This is a genomic window from Xenorhabdus sp. IM139775 (assembly GCF_028598745.1).
Lineage (GTDB): Bacteria > Pseudomonadota > Gammaproteobacteria > Enterobacterales > Enterobacteriaceae > Xenorhabdus.
Genome location: NZ_JAQRFK010000138.1, coordinates 1 through 3,408 on the forward strand (window position 1 = coordinate 1; position 3,408 = coordinate 3,408).

Genomic DNA, 3,408 nt, shown 5'->3' on the forward strand with positions numbered 1-3,408 from the left:
ATATTTGTATCTTACAGCCTTTAACCCTGATTTTCATGGTAATCCACAGATTAAGAAATTACTTGAGGCAGGAGATAATCCAGAGCAACAGTATGAGGATTTTTTGAGGGTAACTGACAATTTATTGAAAAGGAGAAATTGATATGCCAGTTATTGCTTTGCCTGCCATTTTGGGGGCAGCCGAATATGCGGCATCAGCGCTTGCCGGAATACTGCTTGGCGTTGGTGTGGGTATTGGTGTCGATGAATTAACAAAAGATAAAGAAGATGAAAAAGATAAAGCTGAATCGGACACGAAAGTTATTACTTCATCTCGTACTGAATGTGAAAAATGTCCTGCTATTGGTAAAGTCGTGATGGTTTGGGAAAGTACCAATGGACGTTCAGCTTCAGCAATTACTTATCAGGCGGCTATAGCTAAAACAATTTATGACGCAAATTTGTCGAGAATTGAGTCATGGGATTGTTTAGGTGTGAATTTTGATGGCTGGCAGCCATATAGCTGCTTATTTCTTGAAGCTAAAGCTAAATATGATAATTTCTTTAAAAATGGCAGACCTATGGATTGGTGGGCTAATGGACATCTATCTATGATATCTCAGGCAGAAAGACAGCAGATGGTATGTTCCTCGTTAAATAGTATCCCAAATTCCCATTGGCACTTTCTGCAACCTGTGAGTTTTGCTTACTACGCAAGAGCACTCTCTAAATTCCCAAATATCAAAGTGTTTAACACTCCCTTATAAATTAACAGGAAAAGATAGATGACTACCTTATCATTAGAAATAAGACTGTATTTTGACTGGAAAGAACCGCTCACTCCCAAAATAGCGCTTGCGGATTTACATAAAATCACGCAACAAATAAATACACTTTTTGTTGATCATCATAAAACGTGGTATTTACCTGGAAACACCCGTCAAGAAGCTTTACTTCATATTGCTTTTGATACACAAGGAGCAACAGAAAAAGCTATAAAAGAATTTGAAAAGGACTATACAGAGAACGATCCTATGGTCATAAAAGGGATCTGGGATGGGGAAGATGATGGGCACTCATGTTCAATCTATTACCAGAATTACCGCCGTGACCAGTTAGGGCAAACAGAAATAACACTTAATATAAGTATTGGTGAAAAAGAGTTTCAATTATCACGTTTAATAGAGTTTATTAAAGATTTAATTTCAAGTCGTAATTTACCTTATATATTAGTTGAAGCCAACGGGTATTCCCTGTATGGAAAACAGGTATTTCCAGATAGATTAAGTGCTGGGTGGATGTTATATTTACCTACCGAAATAGATTCGGCGTTACTTACAATGGCAGAAGAAATAATATTTGTTTCTGATAAGAATGATAAAAAAGGCTCATTGATTATCACCACAAAAGATATCTTTGATATAGAAAATCAAGAGCATATCAATAAAGCCAATGATATTGAAATCTGCCTACGGGATTTACAGCTACTACCATTAATTAGTGAGATATAAATTATGGCAGGTAAAGCAGTTATCCGATTAAACGACATGACAGATCATGGTGGTAAGGTTATTACCGCGATTGATGGTTATGTTTATCAAGGTATAGCTATTGCGGCTAAAGGTGATTTAGTAGCCTGTCCAAAATGCAAAGGAACTTTTTCGATTATAGAAGGAAGCAGTGATTTAAAATATCAAGGAAAAAATATTGCATTGGATGGAATGCAAACCGCCTGTGGTGCAAAGCTGATTGCCAGCCAGAAAGATTTTCTTGCGTGATGGTTAGACAATCATTTTCAGGGTATCACTGACGCGCTGCGCTTGTCTTCTCCGTGTTACCGGGCTAATAAATTACCCCGGTAACACGGAGAACCTAAAAAAACACCTGCCAGAAAAGGAATTAACGCCTCATGCTTCCTCATCTTTCTCCTCACTTTTTACTTTCCTCACTGCAAAAACAGGTGAGGAATTTGGATTTATTTATCCTTAAAAATCAATACCTTTATTGCTCCTCACTTTTTCTGTATATATGCGAGAAAAGTGAGGAATAGGGTGAGTCGTAAAATTACTCTCCTCACTACGCCTCACTTTTCTACTCACTTTTTAATCCCCGTTGCTCTGGTTAACAATGGTGAGTTCCTGCCCGTTCCGGGTAATGAGTCCGTCATGCTCTAACTTGGTTAACCAGCGGCTGAAATTCTTCACATTCACCCCCATCGCTTTTAAATCATCACGAACAAGGGCAATGGAGCAAGGTTCTTTCAGGGCAGTGCGCGACCGTAACGGATTTTGCCACCAGTGCTGCCACTTTTTCGGCAATCGGCCGTGTTGTGTAAGTGGTTTCTCTGGCTGGCTTGGGGTCGGGCAAAGGCAATACCAGTGTATCTGCAACGATTTTTGCCGCCTCAGTAATCGAGATCCCTTGGGTTCTTGCCACTAAATCCAGCCCATCATCATAGTTTGGGGCGTCACACTGCCGACAATGCCAGTTACCATGATGATGATGATCGTCAATAAAGTGGAAACGGTCAGTGCCGCCGGAAATAGGGCAAGAGCCATGTTTACCCCTTGCTGGAATATCAATACCACAGGTAGGCAGCAGATTTGCCCATGAATACATAACTCTGAGAGCTGAAAGATTACCTGCCAGAAAAACCATTGTTATTTCATCCCCTCCCTATTACAGAATTATGGGTAAAACTGTTCACCCTGTTCACCTTTAAATATTTTTATTTAAATTCATATTGTTAAAGGGTGATGAGTTGAAATCAGACTCATCACCACTCTTCACCCAACCCTTCACCGTCAAACCAGAAAAAGGTGAACAGGGGTGAAGACTTGTGAACAGTTTAGAAATAACTATTCACCCTATAATACTTTGATATATCTGATTTAAATTACAGAGTGAACAGTGGTGAACACTTTTTATATTTTTTAGGAAATCTTTATCTGTGTGAAAAAATTATTCTTCTGGCAGGTTATCCCTTGTCAGTTTCGGCAACCATTCGATGGCCGTGTCGATATTCAGGTTCAGATTGCTGCGAATGCCCTGTTTGCTTTTCTTACGCAGGTAATGCTGGCTGTACTCGGACAGCGCGCCCGGCATATCCATACCGAATCGGGTCATGGAAACCGGTTTATTCAGGTTGTTGCCTTTCATATAAGCAAGGTAGGCGTGATAAAGGTATTTACGGGGATTGAACGGCACAATCTCTGCATTACCGATTAACAGACCATCAGCTTCATGAGAAGCGACCAGATAGCCGCAAAAATCGACCAGTGGATCTGTACCCCGTTTGATATCTAACGCTTCTTCGGATTTTTGTTGCTCTGCCAGTAAACGCCTTGCAGTTTGTGGATCAGCAAATTGATGAAGCAATTGCCGGATAATAACAGGCAATTCTGCCGCGATTTTGTCCCGCAGGAGTGG

General features: G+C 40.3%; 5 protein-coding genes. 3 read left to right on the forward strand and 2 right to left on the reverse strand.

All coding sequences use genetic code 11. From position 1 onward, the window contains the following. Positions 1-143: 143 nt before the first annotated feature. The 3 genes from PSI17_RS16225 to PSI17_RS16235 are packed head-to-tail and all read left to right on the forward strand — an operon-like array spanning position 144 to position 1,757. The gene (locus PSI17_RS16225) at positions 144-746 is read left to right on the forward strand and encodes a restriction endonuclease fold toxin 5 domain-containing protein (RefSeq protein ID WP_337927221.1); all 603 of its coding nucleotides are present in this window, start codon (positions 144-146) and stop codon (positions 744-746) included. Positions 747-764: 18 nt separating this feature from the next. After that, on the forward strand, positions 765-1,490 hold the full coding sequence (locus PSI17_RS16230) for an immunity 52 family protein (protein ID WP_273552951.1): 726 nt from the start codon (positions 765-767) through the stop codon (positions 1,488-1,490). 3 nt (positions 1,491-1,493) lie between these two features. Beyond that, entirely contained in the window at positions 1,494-1,757 is a 264-nt protein-coding gene (locus PSI17_RS16235) for a PAAR domain-containing protein (RefSeq protein WP_273552952.1), read from the forward strand. 451 nt (positions 1,758-2,208) lie between these two features. Here PSI17_RS16235 and PSI17_RS16240 read toward each other — a convergent pair whose 3' ends face one another. Continuing rightward, on the reverse strand, positions 2,209-2,637 hold the full coding sequence (locus tag PSI17_RS16240; RefSeq protein WP_337927222.1) for a primase-helicase zinc-binding domain-containing protein: 429 nt from the start codon (positions 2,635-2,637) through the stop codon (positions 2,209-2,211). 303 nt (positions 2,638-2,940) lie between these two features. Then, positions 2,941-3,408, reverse strand: a 468-nt coding sequence (locus PSI17_RS16245) for a primase-like DNA-binding domain-containing protein (protein ID WP_273552953.1), incomplete at its 5' end; no start/stop codon positions are given.